Consider the following 15,845-nt stretch of genomic DNA (forward strand, 5'->3'; position numbering starts at 1 on the left):
GTCGGGCGCTGGCCCGCCGAGCCCTGGGCGCTGCATGTAGGGTATGGCGGCGGCCGGCGAAAGCCCGCGCGCCCGGGCCGGCAAGGCCGCGGCAGCGTCAGCCGTGCCGCCGGGCGTCCAGGGAGAAGCGGCCTGGCCCGACCAGGCCGAGCACCAGGAAGCCGCCAGCGATGCCCAGGTTCTTCAGGAACTGCGTCATCTGACCGTTGAACTGCTGTGCCTGGGTGGCCGCGTCGAACTCCCAGAAGCGGTGCCCGGACAACGCCGTCAGCACCGTGAAGCCGGCCAGCGCGAGGGCCACCCAGCGGGCGCGGACGCCGAGGAGCAGGAGCAGCGGCAGCAGCAGCTCCGTGGCGATCACCAGCCAGACCAGGATGCCGGGCATCGGCAGGCCGAGGCTGCCGAGGTAGCCCGCCGTGCGGCCCGGATTCGACAGCTTCATCCAGCCGGAGACCAGGAACAGCGCGACGAGCATCACCCGCGCGAGCAGCAGGCCGAGGTCCTGCGTGGCGGGCGCGGCGGCGGGGCGGGCGGCGAGGTCGGACGGCATGCGGCACTCCGGTCTGGATGGGCTGCCGCAGCCTAGAGCGGATCGCGCAGCGACGGGACTCCACCGGATATCCGCCCGTCGAGGCGGTGCGGCCCGCCGCCTCGAAGCCTGGCCGAAGCGTACCGGACCGTCCCGCCGTGCATCCGGCCTGCCTGGGGCAAGGGAATGTCAGCGGCGGGCGAACCCCCGCCGCGACTCGCCGCCCGATACCCGCCGCCCGGATCCCGCCCCGGGGGCCACGCGGGCCACCGCGGCCGGCCATGCCGGCTCGCCGTTCAGCGCGGCGGGCTCACCGCATGCTCGCGCAGGCTGGCGCCGGAGACCGGGTCCACCTCCCGCAACAGCACGTCGTAGCTCCAGAGGCTGGCGAGGTGGCGCAGCACCTGCCGCGCTTCCTGCTCCTCCAGCAGGCGGCCGCTGGCCACCCGGTGCTCGAGGATCAGCTTGCGGTCGCCGCCGAGGTCCACATCCACCACCTGGATGTCGGGATCCTGCCAGGCGGGATCGTACTGCTTCGCCAGCGACCGGCGCAGGCGGCGATAGCCGCGCTCGTCATGCATGGCGTCCACCCGCAGCACCGGCTGGCCGGCATCGTCGACGATGTGGAACAGCTTCAGCTTGCGCATTAGTGCCGGGCTGAGGAATTGCAGGATGAAGCTCTCGTCGCGGAACTCGGCCCAGCCATGGCGCAGGATGGGCATCGGGTCGCCGCAGCCGGCGAAGTCGGGGAACCACTGCCGGTCCTCCGTCGTCGGCTCCCGGCAGATGCGCTCGATATCCTCCATCATGGCGAAGCCCAGCGCATAGGGGTTCATGCCCGAATAGCGCTGGTCGTCGAAATCCGGCTGCATGACGACGGAGGAATGGCTGTGCAGCCATTCCAGCATGTTGCCGTCGCTAATCCGCCCCTGCTCGTGCAGGCGGGTGAGGATGCGGTGATGCGTGTAGGTCGCGCAGCCCTCGTTCATCATCTTGGTCTGGCGCTGCGGGTGGAAATACTGCGCCACGTTGCGGACGATGCGGAGGATCTCGCGCTGCCAGGGGGCCAGGCGCGGCGCCGACTTCTCGAGGAAGTAGAGGATGTTCTCCTGCGGCAGCTGCAGCAGGGCACGACGCCGCTCCTCGTCGCCGCGGGCGGCGGGCTGACTCGCCTTCTCCGGCAGGGTGGACCAGAGGACGTTATACATCTTCTCGTCGTGCTCGCGCCGCTCGCGCTCGCGCTTCTGCTCGCTCAGCAGGTCGGGGGCGCGGCGGCGGTGGCGGTGCACGCCGTAATTCATCAGCGCATGCGCCGAGTCGAGCACCCTCTCGACCGCCAGCTCGCCATGCTGCTCCTCGCAGGACTGGACGTAGCCCTTGGCGAATTCCAAGTAGTCCAAGATGCCCTTGGCATCCGTCCATTGCCGGAACAGCTCGTTGTTCTTGAAGAAGTGGTTGTGGCCGAAGGCGGCGTGGGCGATCACCAGCGCCTGCATCGTCGCCGTGTTCTCCTCCATGACGTAGGAGACGCAGGGGTCGGAGTTGATGACGATCTCATAGGCCAGGCCGCGCAGGCCCTTGCGGTACAGCGCCTCGTGCTGCGCGAAATGCTTGCCGAAGGACCAGTGCCGGTAGAAGAGCGGCAGGCCGGTGCTGGCATAGGCGTCCAGCATCTGCTCGGCGCTGATCACCTCGATCCGGTTTGGATACCAGTCGAGGCCGAGCTCCTCCCCGGCGATCTCGGCGCAGGCATCGTGCACCCGCATCAGGGTGTTGAAGTCCCACTCGGCGCCCTCGTAGAGCAGGCGGCTCTCGGGCTTGACGACGATGTTCATGCCGGGCTCTCGATGCTGGAGGGACGGGGGAAGGCCGGCGCGGTCACGCCGTCGCCCCCTCCACGACGCCGCGCTTGGCGAAGAGCTCGCGGAACACCTGGAAGATCTCCCGCCGGTGGCGCACCTTCTTCATGGCCAGCGGCGCCCCGGCATTCACCAGCGCCTCGTAGGTCCGCCAGAGATCGGTCGGGCCGCGCGGGAAGCCGGGGATGCCATGTTCGCCCTCCCGCCCCACCTCGATATAGGCATAGTACTGGCAGGCCGGCAGGATGGTATCCACCAGCAGTCGGGCGGTCTTCTGGCTGTCCCCGGCCGCGTTGTCGCCGTCCGAGGCCTGGGCGGCGTAGATGTTCCACTCGTTCGGCGGGTAGCGGTCGGCGACCACCTTGCGCATCTCTTCGAGGGCGGTCGAGACCAGGGTGCCGCCGGTTTCCCGGCTGTGGAAGAAGGTCTCCTCGTCCACCTCGCTCGCTTCATGCGTGTGGCGGATGAAGACGAGCTCCACATGCTTGTACCGCCGCTGCAGGAATATATACAGCAGCGTGTAGAAGCGCTTGGCGAGGTCCTTCATGTCCTCGGTCATCGAGCCGGAGACATCCATCAGGCAGAACATCACGGCCTGGGCGACCGGCCGCGGCACCGGCTCGAAGCGCCGGTAGCGAACATCGATTGGGTCGATATAGGGGATGCGGCGGGTGCGGAGCAGCTGCTTCTCGAGTTCAGCCCGCAGCGCCAGCACCCGCTCGGCATGGTCCGGCTGGCCTTCCAGCGCGGCGATCTCGGCTTCCAGCGCCTCCACCTCCTCCGGCTTCGGGCGCCGCAGCGCGATCCGGCGGGAGAGGCTGTTGCGCATGGTGCGCGCGAGGGAGAGATTGGCCGGCGTGCCGGAGACGGAATAGCCCGCCCGCTGCCAGGCCGGGTCGGCCCCGTCCACCAGCCGGCGCTTGGCCATGTCCGGCAGTTCGAGGTCGTCGAGGAAGAGGGAGAGGAATTCCTCCCGGCTCAGGACGAAGCGGAAGGCATCCTCCCCGCTGCCGTCGGGCGAGCCTTCCGAACCGCCGCCACCGCCGCCGCCGCCGGGCGGCCGCGGGATCTCGTCGCCTTCCTTGTATTCCTTGTTCCCGGGCAGGACATGGTCCCGGATGCCGCCCTGGCCGAGGTGGAAGGAGGGCTCCCGAATGCCATGCAGGGGGATGCTGACCTCCCCCCCCTCATCGGCCGAGCGGATATCCCGCTTGGCCGAGGCGTCGCGCACGGCTTCCTGCACCAAACTCTTGGCCCGGCGCAGGAAGCGTTGCCGGTTCGGGAGGCTGCGGCCGCTGGGATTGAGACGGCGGTCCAGAATCTGCATGCGGCGGCGTGCCTTCCGGGGTCTGCTGCTGGAGCGGCCGGCATCCTTGGGCCTGGCCAGCCGCCCCATCTTGTTGTTTGCAGAGCGGATTCACGCTCCCGGCCCTGTCGAGCCCTGCGCGATCCGCCCTAGCCGGCCTGTTTCACACGCATGTACCACTCCACCAGCCGGCGAACCTGGCGCTCAGTATAGCCGCGCGCGGCCATGCGGGCCACGAATTCGCTGTGCTTCTTTTCCGTGTCGCTGTCCTTCTTCGACCCGAAGGAGATCACCGGCAGCAGGTCCTCGACCTGGCTGAACATCCGCCGCTCGATCACCTCCCGGATCTTCTCGTAGGAGGTCCAGGACGGGTTCCTGCCGCCCCGATTCGCCCGGGCCCGCAGGGCGAACTTCACAACCTCGTTCCGGAAGTCCTTCGGGTTGGCGATGCCGGCCGGCTTCTCGATCTTGGTCAGCTCCTGGTTCAGCAGCTCCCGGTTCATCATCTGGCCGGTATCGGGGTCCTTGAAGTCCATGTCCTCGACCCAGGCGTCGGCATAGGCGACGTAGCGGTCGAACAGGTTCTGCCCGTAGTCGTTGTAGGATTCGAGATAGGCTTTCTGGATCTCGTTCCCGATGAACTCGGCATAGCGCGGCGCCAGTTCACCCTTGATGAACTCGAGATACCGCTTCTCGACCTCGTCCGGCATCTGCTCCCGCCGGATCGCCTGTTCCAGGACATACATCAGGTGGACGGGGTCGGCGGCGATCTCGGTCGTGTCGTAGTTGAAGGTGGCGGCCAGCACCTTGAAGGCGAAGCGGGTCGAGGCGCCGTCCATCCCCTCATCCGGGCCGGCGGCATCCCGGTATTCCTGCATGTTCTTCGCCCGCGGGTCGGTCTCCTTCAGGCTCTCGCCGTCATAGACCCGCATCTTGGCGTAGATGTTGGAGTTCTCGTGCTTGCGCAGGCGGCTGAGCACGCTGAACCGGGCCAGCATCTCGAGCGTCGCCGGCGCGCAGGGGGACGCTGCCAGTTCCGAGGTCCGCACCAGCTTCTCGTAGATCCGCTGCTCCTCGGTCACCCGCAGGCAGTAGGGCACCTTGATGACGTAGATGCGGTCGATGAAGGCTTCGTTGTTCTTGTTGTTGCGGAAGCTCTGCCATTCCGCCTCGTTGCTGTGGGCCATGATGATCCCCTGGAAGGGGATCGCCCCGATATTCTCGGTGCCGATGTAATTGCCCTCCTGCGTCGCGGTCAGCAGGGGGTGCAGCATCTTGATCGGCGCCTTGAACATCTCGACGAATTCGAGGACGCCCTGGTTGGCGCGGTTCAGCCCGCCGGAGAAGCTGTAGGCATCCGGGTCGTTCTGGCCGTACATCTCGAGCTTTCGGATATCGACCTTGCCGACCAGGGACGAGATGTCCTGGTTGTTCTCGTCGCCCGGCTCGGTCTTGGCGACGGAGATCTGCCGCAACCGGCTGGGCCGCACCTTCACCACCCGGAACTTGGTGATGTCGCCGCCGAACTCGTCGAGGCGCTTCAGCGCCCAGGGGCTCATCAGCCCGTTCAGGCGGCGGCGGGGAACGTTGTACTTCTGCTCGAGCATCTGCCCCATGCGCTCGGGGTCGAAGAGGCCGAGCGGGCTTTCGAAGACCGGCGACATCTGGTCGCCGGCCTTGAGCACATAGACCGGCTCCTGCTCCATCAGCGCCTTCAGGCGCTCGGCCAGCGAGGACTTGCCGCCGCCGACGGGGCCGAGGAGGTAGAGGATCTGCTTCCGCTCCTCCAGCCCCTGCGCGGCATGACGGAAGAAGCCCACGATCCGCTCGATCGTGTCCTCCATGCCGAAGAACTCGGAGAAAGCCGGGTAGATGCGGATCGTCCGGTTCAGGAAGATTCGGCCGAGGCGCGCATCCTTCGCGGTGTCCACCACCTCCGGCTCCCCGATCGCCTTCAGGATGCGTTCGGGGGCGGAGGCGTAGCAGCCCGGATCGGATTTGCAGGCCTCGAGGAATTCGGCGATCGACATGTCCGATTCCCGCCGGGCCTCATAGGCCCGGGCGTAATCGGCGAAGATGTCCTGCATGGTGTCCATCGGCGGCCCCTGGTAGCGCTGCCCATTGCGCAACGCCTCTAGAATGGGCTTCGCCGAGGCCGATGGCGGTAAACTTTTATTGCTGCGGCGCACCGCCCCCCTGTACATTGCAAATCACGGCCGGGGGAGCGGACCCCGGCGGTGCCGTACGGGTGCTGCGAATCCGTCGGTCGCCAAATCACGACCGCATGGCCATCACGGCCCTGGCAGTCCGGCAGACGGGCCGCTTGTCTGCCACTTCATGGGAACGGCCAACCACGACTTGGCCATGTTTCAGGCAAGGGTTGCCTGTCGCTGTGGCGTCTCCGGCAGCAGTGACAGTTCCTAACACTGTGGTTGCGGCCCCGGCGCGAGGCAGGCTGTCCAGGCGCGCGTCCTGCGCTACAAAAGCCGGTTCGGCGCCCGGCCTGCCGGTGGCCCGGCCTGCGCACCGGCCTTGCAAACCCTGCCGGGAAGGACCTCGCCGGAAGATTGACGCCCGACGAGGTCCACGCCGGCGGCGCCCATGCCCATGAGATAGGCAGGACCGGGCGGGGCGCCAGGGTGGATGCTCGCACCCGGTTGCCGGGACGGACCGGGGCGCGCCATCGGGCGACCCGCGCCGGCCGGGGGGCGGCGAAGGCCCGGCAAGCGAGCGGCCGGGAATCGGGTGGATGGCCGGCGCGTCCCGAAGGGGGCGCGCCAGGCGCTTCGCCATGGCAAGGGCTGCCACCGCCCGGAAGGGCAGGGGCCGGCCTGCCCGGCCGGCGGGCGGCCGCCGTCAATCCTCGGCGGCGGGGGGGCTCCCGGCGAGGACCCCGCCATCGATCACGATGCTCTGCCCGGTCATGAAGCTGCCCGCGGGGCTGGCGAGGAACACCGCGGCGCCGGCGATCTCGTCCGGCTCGCCGATCCGCTTCAGCGGCGTGTCCCGGGTCCGCTTCTTGTAGTTCGCCGGATCCTCCCACAGTGCCCGGGCGAAATCGGTGCGGATCAGGCCGGGGGCGATGCAGTTCACCCTGATGTTCTTCGGCCCCCATTCGCAGGCCAGGTTGCGCGCCAGCTGCAGGTCGGCCGCCTTGGTGATGGCATAGGCGCCCAGGTTGGTGCTGCCGCGATAGCCGCCGATCGAGGAGACGATGACGATGGCGCCGCCGCCCCGCGCCTCCATGCTGGGGATGCACATATGGCTCAGCCACATGTTCGACTTCACGTTGGTGGCCATCATCTTGTCGAACACCTCGTCCGGGATGCCCATGGCCGGTCCGAAATGCGGGTTGATGGCGGCGTTGCAGACCAGGATGTCCACGCCGCCCCAGCGCGCCGTGGTTTCGTCCGCCAGGGCCTGCAGCTCGGGCTTGCGGCCGATATTGCAGGCCATGGCCAGCGCTTGCCCGCCCTTGGCCGCGATGCCGTCCACCACCGCCTGGCAGGCATCGAGCTTGCGGGAGGAGACGACCACCTTCGCGCCATGCTCCGCGAGACGTTCGCAGATGGCGCGGCCGATGCCGCGGCTGCCGCCGGTGACGATGGCGACCTTGCCGGAAAGGTCGAACAGGGACGCGCCGGGCATGGATGTTTCCTCCTGTGGGATTGCCGCGGATGGTCCGCCCGGCGCTCGCATGGCGTCAACCCGCCCCGCGCGCCGCGCTGCCGCCTGCGCTACAAGCAGCGCATGCCTGCGGAGAGATGCCGTGTCTTCAGCCGACCACGACCGTCCTGATCCCCTTCCCTGGGCCGTGCCGCTCGAGGGCGCGTCGAATCTGCGCGACCTCGGCGGCTGGCCGGTGGCGGATGGGCGGCGGGTGCGGCGCGGGCTGGTCTATCGCTCGGCCACGCTGGATGGCCTGACCGTGGCCGACCAGGCGCAGGTCGCGGCGCTCGGCATCCGCACGGTCTGCGACCTGCGGGGGGAGCGGGAGGCGGCGGCGCGCCCGTCCCGCCTGCCGCCTTCGGCCGAGCGGGTGGCGTTGCCGATCGAGCCGGCGGTCGGCGCATCCCTGCGCGACCTGGCGCAGCGGGAGGAATCGACCGGCGAGGATGTGGTGGCGCTGCTGCGGCAGGCCTATCTGGACTACGCCAGCCGCTTCCTGCCGGTGTACCGCCGCATGTTCACGCTGCTGCTGGAACCCGGCCGGACGGCGCTGATGTTCCACTGCTCGGCCGGCAAGGACCGCACCGGCCTCGGCGCCGCGCTGCTGCTGACGGCGCTCGGCGCGACGCGCCAGGTGGTGATGGACGACTACCTGGCGACCGACCGGCTGTGGCGGCGCGACCACCCGCTGCCGCCCGGCACGCCGAAGCCGCTGGGGGATGCGCTGCTGGCCACCCATCCCGCCCTGCTGGAGGAAGCGCTGGACACGGCCGTCGCCGCGCATGGCGGCGTGCCGCTGCTGCTGGAATGCGGCCTCGGCCTGGATGCCGCGCGGCTGGCGGCGCTGCGCGACACCTTCCTGGAATAGCGTGGCCCTGGAATAGCCCGGCCCTGGAATAGGGTGGCCTGCCGCGGCGCCGGCCGGCGGTCAGGCCATGTAGCCGCCGCCATTGATGTGCCAGACCTGCCCGGTCACCCAGGCGGCCTGGTCGGAGGCGAGCCAGACCGCGAGGTCGGCGATCTCCTCCGGCTTGCCCATCCGTCCCAGCGGCAGGGTGCGCGCCATGGCCTGCAGCTCGTCCTCGGTGTTGCCGTAGCGCGGCTGGGCCGTATCGGTGGTGCCGGGCGCGATGGCATTCACCCGGATGCCGTGCGGCGCCAGGGCCAGCGCCATGGACCGCGTGATGCCGACCACGCCGTTCTTGGTGGCGCTGTAGTGCACGCCGACCGGCGTGCCGCGGATGGCGGAGGAGGAGAGGTTCACGATGGCCCCGCCATGCCCGTCCGCCACCATGGCGCGCGCCGCAGCCTGGGCGGCGAAGGCGCTGCCCTTCAGGTTCACGCCCAGCACGCGGTCCCACTCCTCCTCGGTCATGTCCAGGAAGGGCACGCGCGGGAAGATGCCGGCATTGTTCACCAGCACGTCGATGCGGCCGAGCGCGTCGCGGGCACCCTGCACGATGGCCTGGCAGCCCTGGACGCTGCCGACATCGCCCTGGATGAGGGCGGCGCGACGGCCCACGGCGCGCACGGCGGCCGCCACCGCTTCGGCATCCGCCTGGTTGTCCAGCCAGTTCACCGCGACATCATGGCCCGCCGCCGCGAAGGCCCGGGCGCAGGCGGCGCCGATGCCCTGCTGCGCCCCGGTGACCAGCACCACCTTGTTCGCCATCCCCGCCCCCATCCGGTTGCTGCGGCGCAGTATGGGGCGGGCCGGGGCCTTGCGTAAGCAGCCCGTGCCCGGCGCAGGGCGGGGCACCGGCCCTGGACCGCGCGGCCGGTCCGTGTAGCCTGCCGGCCATGATCGCGCTGCCCGAGACCCCGAGCTTCCGCCTTGATGGCCGCCGCGCCCTGGTGACCGGGGCGGGTCGGGGCATCGGGCTGGCCGCCGCGGCGGCGCTGGCCGGCGCCGGCGCCGCGGTGACACTGGCCGCCCGGAGCAGGGACGAGATCGAGGCCGCCGCGGCGGCGATCCGCGCGGCCGGCGGGCAGGCCGAGGCGCTGGTGCTGGACGTGGCGGATGTGCCGGCGCTGCAGGCGGCCATCGCCGCCCGCCCGGCCTTCCATGCCTTCGTCAACAATGCCGGGACCAACCGCCCCGCCCGCTTCGACCAGGTGACGGTGGCGGACTTCGACGCCGTGATGGCGCTGAACCTGCGGGGCTGCTTCTTCGTGGCGCAGGCGGTGGCGCAGCGGATGATGGCGGACGGGGTGCGCGGGTCCATCATCAACATCTCTTCCCAGATGGGGCATGTCGGCGGGCCGAACCGCGGCGTCTATTGCGCGTCGAAATGGGCGATGGAGGGCTGGACCAAGGCGATGGCGGTCGACCTGGCCCCGTTCGGGATCCGGGCGAACACGATCGGCCCGACCTTCATCGAGACGCCGCTCACGAAGCCCTTTTTCGAGAATGCAGCCTTCAAGGACTGGGTCCTGTCCAAGATCAAGCTCGGACGGCTGGGGCAGGTGACGGACCTGATGGGAGCGGTGGTGTTCCTCGCCTCCGACGCCTCGGCGCTGATGACCGGGTCCGCGCTGGTGGTGGATGGCGGGTGGACCGCCGAGTGAGCCGGCCCGATCGGCGGAGGGCGCCTGGCGCCCGGAGCCGCAAATCGGCCCGGCCGACACAGGAATCCCGGCCCGATCGGCGGAGGGCGCAGTCCGCCCGGAGCCATGCATCGGCCCGGCGGAACGAGGGGAACGCGCGATGGCACGCTGGTTGAAGACGGGCATCTCCGCCGAGGACAAGGCCGAGGCGGACGCCAAGGTCCGGGCGACGGTCGAAGGCCTGCTGGCCGATATCGCCGCGCGCGGCGACGCCGCGGTGCGCGAGTTGTCGGTGAAATTCGACCGCTGGGACCGCACCGATTACCGGCTGACCGATGCCGAGATCCGCGAATGCCTGAGCCAGCTCCGTGGCCAGGACCTGGACGACATCCGCTTCGCGCAGGAGCAGGTGCGGAATTTCGCGCAGCACCAGAAGGATGCGCTGCGCGACATCGAGGTCGAGACGCTGCCCGGCGTCGTGCTCGGGCACAAGAACATCCCGGTGAACTCGGTGGGCTGCTACGTGCCGGGGGGCAAGTATCCGCTGCTGGCCTCGGCGCATATGTCGGTGGTGACGGCGAAGGTCGCGGGCGTGCCGCGCATCGTCACCTGCGCGCCGCCCTTCGAAGGCAGGCCGGCGCCGGCCATCGTCGCGGCGCAGCATCTGGCCGGCGCCGACGTGATCTACTGCCTGGGCGGCGTGCAGGCGGTGGGCGCCATGGCGCTGGGCACGGAGAGCATCGCCGCGGTGGACATGCTGGTCGGCCCCGGCAATGCCTTCGTCGCCGAGGCCAAGCGGCAGCTCTATGGCCGCGTCGGCATCGACCTCTTCGCCGGGCCGACCGAAACGCTGGTCATCGCCGACGAGACGGTGGATGCGGAGATGTGCGCGACGGACCTGCTGGGCCAGGCGGAGCACGGCCCGACCAGCCCCGCCATCCTGCTGACGGATTCCGAGAAGCTGGCGCGCGAGACCATGGCCGAGGTCGAACGCCTGCTCGGCATCCTACCGACCGCCGGCATCGCCCGGCAGTCCTGGCGCGACCATGGCGAGGTGATCCTCTGCGACAACCTGGAGGAGATGGTGCGGGAGGCCGACCGCATCGCCTCCGAGCATGTGCAGGTGATGACCCGTGACGACGATTTCTTCCTGAAGCACATGACGAATTACGGCGCGCTGTTCCTGGGGCCGCGCACCAATGTCTCCTACGGCGACAAGGTCATCGGCACCAACCACACGCTGCCGACGCAGAAGGCGGCGCGCTACACGGGCGGCCTCTGGGTGGGCAAGTTCCTGAAGACCGTGACCTACCAGCGCGTGCTGACCGACGAGGCGAGCGCCCGCATCGGCGAAGTCTGCTCCCGGTTGTGCATGCTGGAAGGCTTCGCCGGCCATGCCGAGCAGGCGAATGTCCGGGTGCGACGCTATGGCGGGCGCAACATTCCCTATGCCACGGCGGCGGAGAAGCTCTGATGGGCTTCGACCTGCTGCTGCGCGATGCGCGGCTGCTGGATGGCAGCGTCGTGGACATCGGCGTCGCCGAAGGCCGCATCGCCGCCATCGGCCCGGGACTGGCCGCCGAGGCCGATGAGGTGGTGGATTGCGGCGGCCGCCTCGTCTCGCCCGGCTTCGTCGAGACCCACATCCATCTCGACAAGACCTGCACCATCGACCGCTGCGCCTGCGAGACCCAGCGCTTCCCGCATGGCGCCATGGAACGCACCAGCGCCATCAAGCCCACATTCACCGTGGAGGACGTGACCAGCCGCGCCCGGCGCACCCTGGAGAAATGCATCAGCCACGGCACCACGCTGATGCGCACCCATGCCGAGGTGGACCCGAAGGTCGGGCTGCGCGGCTTCGAGGGCGTGAAGGCGCTGGTCGATCAGTACCGCTGGGCGATCGACATCGAGATCTGCGTCATGCCGCAGGAAGGGCTGCTCAACAACCCCGGCACCGATGCGCTGATGGTGGCGGCGCTGAAGAACGGCGCCCGAGTGGTCGGCGCCGCGCCCTCCTACGACAGCGATCCAGCCGGGCAAATTCGGAGAGTCTTCGAGCTGGCGCGGGAGTTCGACGCCGATATCGACATGCATGTCGACAGCGGCTCCTCCGCCGCGCATCTCGACACGCGCCTGGTCTGCGAGCTAACGGAGCAGTATGGCTGGGGCGGCCGAGTCGCCTGCGGCCATCTGACGAAGCTTTCCGTCATGCCGCTGCCCGAGCTGGACGAGATGGCGAAGCGCATGGCGGATGCCGGCGTGGCGCTGACCGTGCTGCCCTCCACCGACCTGTATCTGGGGGGGCGGGACAAGGACCACCGGATCGAGCGCAGCGTGGCCGACGCCAACCGGCTGCACCGGCTGGGCGTCACCTGCTCCCTCTCCTCGAACAACATCCTGAATGCCTTCACCCCGTTGGGGGACGGGCAGCTGATCCGGCAGGCCAACCTCTACGCCAACGTCACCCAGCACGCCATGCCGGCCGACCTGCGGGAGACCTGGGCCTTCTTCACCACGCAGTCGGCCAGGCTGATGCGGCGGACCGACTATGGCATCGCGGTCGGCAACCCGGCCGACCTGGTGCTGGTGGATGCGCCGGATCCGGTTGCGGCGATCCGGGAAGTGGCGCCGGTGCTGGCCGGCTGGAAGCGTGGGCGCCGCAGCTTCACGCGCCAGCCGGTGGTGCTACACAGGCCGTAACGGAGAGGCTCGGCGGGCCGAGCGGCTTGAAGAGAGCAAGCTCCGAGGCGTTTGCTTGAGGGGAAGGGTCCATGGCCACTCGCCGCATCGGCATCATCATGCATGGCGCCACCAGCCGCATCGGCACCACGCAGCACCTGCTGAACAGCCTGGTGCCGATCCGGCAGGAGGGCGGGCTGCCGCTGGCCAATGGCGACCGGCTGCTGCCCGACCCGATCCTGGTCGGCCGCACGCCGGAGAAGCTGCAGGCGCTAGCCGAACGCTTCGGCCTCGCTCGCTGGACCACGGATCTCGACGCCGCGCTGGCCGACCCGCAGGACGAGCTGTTCTTCGAATGCGCCTATGGCGGCGGCCGGGCGCAGCTCGCGCATCGCGCACTGCGAGCCGGCAAGCACATCTACCTGGAGAAGCCGGTGGCCGATACGCTGGTCGAGGTGGAGGAATTGCGCGCCGCCGCCGAAGCCGCCGGCCGCAAGCACGCCGTCATGCAGGACAAGATCCACCTGCCCGGCCTGGTGAAGCTGAAGACCGTCCTCGATCTCGGCACGCTCGGCAGGCTGCTGTCGATGAAGCTGGAATTCGGCTGGTGGGTCTTCGACGGGGAGGTGATCCTGGCGCAGCGCACCAGCTGGAACTACCGGAAGGCCACGGGCGGCGGCCTGGTGCTGGATATGTTCCCCCACTGGCGCTACGTCATCGACCATCTCTTCGGCGCCCCGACGGCGCTGACCTGCCACATGCGCACCGCGCAGCCGAAGCGCTGGGATGAGCGGCGCCTTCCCTACGACGTGGATGTGGAGGACGAGGCCCGCGCCATCCTGGAGTTTCCCGGTGGCCTGGTGGGAGAGGTCTTCTCCAGCTGGGCCACGCGCATCCGGCGCGACGACATGCTGGTGATCACCGCGGAGGGCACGCAGGGCAGCGCCGCCTGCACGCTGCACCAGTGCTGGGTGCAGACCCTGGCGAATACGCCGAAGCCGGTCTTCCCGGTGCAGGCGCCGCAGGCGATGGATTTCCGCAGCCAGTGGGCGGAGGTGCCGGAGATGCAGCCCTTCAAGAACAGCTACCGCCAGGCCTGGGAAGCCTTCCTGCGCCATGTCGCGGAGGATGCGCCGAACACCGCCAGCCTGCTGCAGGCCGTGCGCGGCCTGCAGCTGATCGAGGCCTGCCACCGCAGCCATGAAGAGCGCCGCTGGGTGGACCTGCCGGAGCTGCGCGCATGAGTTCGGTGACCGACCGCCGCGCCGCCTTCCGCGCCATCCTGTCCGGCCCCGCCTGCGTCCACCCAGCCTCGGTCTACGACCCGATGTCGGCCCGGATCGCCGAGGATCTCGGCTTCGAGCTCGGCATGTTCGCCGGCTCCACCGCCTCGCTCACCATCCTCGGCGCGCCCGATGTCATCGCCATCACGCTGACCGAGTTCGCCGAGCAATGCCGCCGCATCTGCCGCGCGGTGAAGCGCCTGCCGGTTCTGGTGGATGCCGACCACGGCTATGGCAATGCGCTGAACGCCATGCGCACGGTGCAGGAGGTGGAGACGGCCGGCATCGCCGGCATGACGCTGGAGGACACGGTCCTGCCGCGGCCGCATGGCGACGGCAGGGTGACGTTGGTCAGCCTGGAGGAGGGCCTCGGCAAGCTGCGCGCGGCGCTGGCGGGGCGCGACGATCCCGCGTTCAGCATCATCGCGCGCACCGGCGCCGTCTCCGTCACAGGCCTGGCGGATGCGGCGGAGCGAACCCGCGCCTATACAGCGACCGAGGCTGATGCGCTGTTCTACACCGGCATCACCACGGCCGCCGAACTGGATGCGATCGCCGCGGTGGCGACAAAGCCGATCATCCTCGGCGGCGCCGAGGGGCCGGACCTGACCAACCGCGACTACCTGGCCGCCCGCGGCGTGCGCATCGCCCTGCAGGGCCACCAGCCGATCCAGGCGGCACAGCGCGCGGTCCACGAGACCATGAAGGCCCTGCGGGAGGGCACGCCGCCGAAGCAACTGGCCGGCATGCCGCAGGGCGACCTGATGGCGCGCGCGACGCGCGACGCGGACTACAAGCGCTGGACGAAGGAATTCCTGGGCGGCGCCTAGGTCAACGGGGAAAGAAGTACGATGGTGAGCCAGACCGAGGGCGCCTTCCTGACGCTGCATGAATTCGTGAAGGAGGCGAAGGGCCGCCTCAGCCCGGGCAATTGGGACTACCTGGTCGGCGCGACCGAGACCGAGACGACCATGATGCGGAACCGCGCCGCGCTGGACGCGCTGGCCTTCCGCCCGCGCGTGCTGCGCGACGTCTCCAAGATCGACCTCTCCGGCACGATGCTCGGGCGGAAGGTCAACCTGCCGGTGATGCTGGCGCCGGTCGGCGGGCTCGAGAATTTCGACCCGGAGGGCGGCGCGCCGGCCGGGCGGGCGGCGGCGGCGGCGAACATCCCCGTCATGGTCTCCTCCGTCTCCATGCCCGGGCTCGAGCCGATGGCGGCGGCAGCCGGCAGCGGGCCGAAGGTCTTCCAGCTCTATGTCCGCGGCGATTCCGCCTGGATCGACGAGGTGGCGAAGCGCGCGGTCGATGCCGGCTACGACGCCTTCTGCTTCACCGTGGACACCGCCATCTACAGCCGCCGCGAACGGGACATCGCCAAGCGCTTCGTCAAGCCCTGGCGGCAGCGCGCCACCGGCCAGCATTTCCAGGCCGCGCTGAACTGGGACGACATCAAGCGCTTCAAGGACCGCTTCCCGACCATGCCGGTGGTCCTGAAGGGCATCGCCACGGCGGAGGATGCTGAGATCGCCGTGCAGCACGGGGTCGAGGTCGTCTATGTCTCCAACCATGGCGGGCGGCAGCTCGACCATGGCCGCGGCGCCACCGCCGTGCTGCCGGAAGTGGTGAAGGCAGTCGGCGGCAAGGCGCGCGTCTGGGTGGATGGCGGCTTCAGCCGCGGCAGCGACATCGTCAAGGCGATGATCCTGGGCGCCGAACTGGTCGGCATCGGCCGGCTCTACTGCTACGCCCTCGCCGCGGCGGGGGAGGCCGGCGTGGCCCGCATGCTGGAGATCCTGGCCGAGGAGGTCCATGAGGTGCTCGGCCTGCTCGGCGTCACCGGCTTCGGGCAGCTGGATGCCAGCTACCTGCACCCGGTCGAGCCGCTGGTGACGCCGCATGTCCACAGCGCCTTCCCGCTGACCAATTTGAGCGATCCCGGGTATCGGTAGAGCAGATCGCCGGAGGGC

At 69.6% G+C, this 15,845-nt stretch carries 13 protein-coding genes; 7 read left to right on the top strand and 6 right to left on the bottom strand.

Features of this window, described 5'->3' with window-relative positions:
- Nucleotides 1-97: 97 nt before the first annotated feature.
- The 5 genes from E2C05_RS03685 to E2C05_RS03705 all read right to left on the bottom strand — a co-directional run bounded on the left by E2C05_RS03685 (nucleotide 98) and on the right by E2C05_RS03705 (nucleotide 7,342).
- Nucleotides 98-550 (bottom strand): DoxX family protein, encoded by a 453-nt coding sequence (locus E2C05_RS03685; protein ID WP_133218252.1) that lies wholly within the window; start codon nucleotides 548-550, stop codon nucleotides 98-100.
- Between the two features lie 275 nt (nucleotides 551-825).
- Complete coding sequence (locus E2C05_RS03690; RefSeq protein ID WP_133218253.1) at nucleotides 826-2,364, bottom strand: SpoVR family protein; 1,539 nt, start codon at nucleotides 2,362-2,364, stop codon at nucleotides 826-828.
- A 43-nt stretch (nucleotides 2,365-2,407) separates the two neighbouring features.
- Nucleotides 2,408-3,715, bottom strand: a complete 1,308-nt coding sequence (locus E2C05_RS03695) for a YeaH/YhbH family protein (protein ID WP_133218254.1) — start codon at nucleotides 3,713-3,715, stop codon at nucleotides 2,408-2,410.
- 128 nt (nucleotides 3,716-3,843) lie between these two features.
- Complete coding sequence (locus E2C05_RS03700) at nucleotides 3,844-5,823, bottom strand: PrkA family serine protein kinase (protein WP_456306471.1); 1,980 nt, start codon at nucleotides 5,821-5,823, stop codon at nucleotides 3,844-3,846.
- Between the two features lie 727 nt (nucleotides 5,824-6,550).
- Nucleotides 6,551-7,342 carry an SDR family NAD(P)-dependent oxidoreductase gene (locus tag E2C05_RS03705; protein ID WP_133218256.1) on the bottom strand — a complete coding sequence of 264 codons (792 nt, stop codon included), beginning with the start codon at nucleotides 7,340-7,342 and terminating at the stop codon, nucleotides 6,551-6,553.
- Between the two features lie 121 nt (nucleotides 7,343-7,463).
- Between E2C05_RS03705 and E2C05_RS03710 the strand changes: the two genes are divergently transcribed.
- On the top strand, nucleotides 7,464-8,231 hold the full coding sequence (locus E2C05_RS03710; RefSeq protein WP_158291927.1) for a tyrosine-protein phosphatase: 768 nt from the start codon (nucleotides 7,464-7,466) through the stop codon (nucleotides 8,229-8,231).
- Nucleotides 8,232-8,291: 60 nt separating this feature from the next.
- Here E2C05_RS03710 and E2C05_RS03715 read toward each other — a convergent pair whose 3' ends face one another.
- Nucleotides 8,292-9,035 carry an SDR family NAD(P)-dependent oxidoreductase gene (locus E2C05_RS03715; protein WP_200305282.1) on the bottom strand — a complete coding sequence of 248 codons (744 nt, stop codon included), beginning with the start codon at nucleotides 9,033-9,035 and terminating at the stop codon, nucleotides 8,292-8,294.
- Nucleotides 9,036-9,163: 128 nt separating this feature from the next.
- Between E2C05_RS03715 and E2C05_RS03720 the strand changes: the two genes are divergently transcribed.
- The 6 genes from E2C05_RS03720 to E2C05_RS03745 all read left to right on the top strand — a co-directional run bounded on the left by E2C05_RS03720 (nucleotide 9,164) and on the right by E2C05_RS03745 (nucleotide 15,827).
- Complete coding sequence (locus E2C05_RS03720; RefSeq protein WP_133218259.1) at nucleotides 9,164-9,931, top strand: SDR family NAD(P)-dependent oxidoreductase; 768 nt, start codon at nucleotides 9,164-9,166, stop codon at nucleotides 9,929-9,931.
- Nucleotides 9,932-10,070: 139 nt separating this feature from the next.
- Nucleotides 10,071-11,384, top strand: a complete 1,314-nt coding sequence (gene hisD, locus E2C05_RS03725; protein ID WP_133218260.1) for a histidinol dehydrogenase — start codon at nucleotides 10,071-10,073, stop codon at nucleotides 11,382-11,384.
- Nucleotides 11,384-12,613 carry an amidohydrolase family protein gene (locus E2C05_RS03730; RefSeq protein WP_133218261.1) on the top strand — a complete coding sequence of 410 codons (1,230 nt, stop codon included), beginning with the start codon at nucleotides 11,384-11,386 and terminating at the stop codon, nucleotides 12,611-12,613. Before hisD ends, E2C05_RS03730 begins: the two co-directional genes overlap by 1 nt.
- Before the next feature lie 71 nt (nucleotides 12,614-12,684).
- Entirely contained in the window at nucleotides 12,685-13,836 is a 1,152-nt protein-coding gene (locus tag E2C05_RS03735) for a Gfo/Idh/MocA family protein (RefSeq protein WP_133218262.1), read from the top strand.
- On the top strand, nucleotides 13,833-14,705 hold the full coding sequence (locus E2C05_RS03740) for an isocitrate lyase/PEP mutase family protein (protein ID WP_133218263.1): 873 nt from the start codon (nucleotides 13,833-13,835) through the stop codon (nucleotides 14,703-14,705). Before E2C05_RS03735 ends, E2C05_RS03740 begins: the two co-directional genes overlap by 4 nt.
- Nucleotides 14,706-14,726: 21 nt before the next feature.
- Nucleotides 14,727-15,827, top strand: a complete 1,101-nt coding sequence (locus E2C05_RS03745) for an alpha-hydroxy acid oxidase (protein ID WP_133218264.1) — start codon at nucleotides 14,727-14,729, stop codon at nucleotides 15,825-15,827.
- The last annotated feature ends 18 nt before the right edge of the window (nucleotides 15,828-15,845 follow it).

The organism is Paracraurococcus ruber (assembly GCF_004353985.1).
Lineage (GTDB): Bacteria > Pseudomonadota > Alphaproteobacteria > Acetobacterales > Acetobacteraceae > Paracraurococcus > Paracraurococcus ruber.